This is a genomic window from Neisseria sp. HMSC073G10, from assembly GCF_001812605.1.
Taxonomy (GTDB): Bacteria; Pseudomonadota; Gammaproteobacteria; order Burkholderiales; family Neisseriaceae; genus Neisseria; species Neisseria subflava_A.
In genome coordinates this window covers 1-362 of the sequence record NZ_KV809538.1, presented here as the reverse complement: position 1 = coordinate 362, position 362 = coordinate 1, and the positions used below count along the sequence as shown (strand labels likewise).

At 51.7% G+C, this 362-nt stretch carries 1 protein-coding gene; it reads right to left on the bottom strand.

The window, feature by feature from the left end; all coding sequences use genetic code 11:
• Nucleotides 1-362: transposase (locus HMPREF2865_RS10995; RefSeq protein WP_141752550.1), on the bottom strand; the 362-nt coding region annotated here is incomplete at both ends.

The window sequence follows — 362 nt, the reverse complement described above, 5'->3', positions numbered from 1 at the left end:
CACATAACGGGTCTTCGACAAATATCGGTTGCGTTTGGTTTGCGCTTCTGTCAGCGGATGGTTACGGTGTGCTTTGCGCATAATGCCGTCCAGCAGCCGATGCTCTTCCAGATGTTGCCGGTTTTCCGCACTGTCGTAGCCTTTATCGGCATAGACGGTCGTACCTTCGGGCAGTCCTTCCAACAAAGGCGACAGGTGTTTGCACTCATGGGCATTGGCGGGGGTAATGTGCAGTTTCTCGATATAGCCTTCCGCATCGGTACGGGTATGTTGTTTGTAACCGAGTCTGTATAAACCGTTTTTCTTTGTCCAACGGGCATCTTTGTCCTTACTCGGTGTGGTTTGGCCGCTGACTTGTCCTT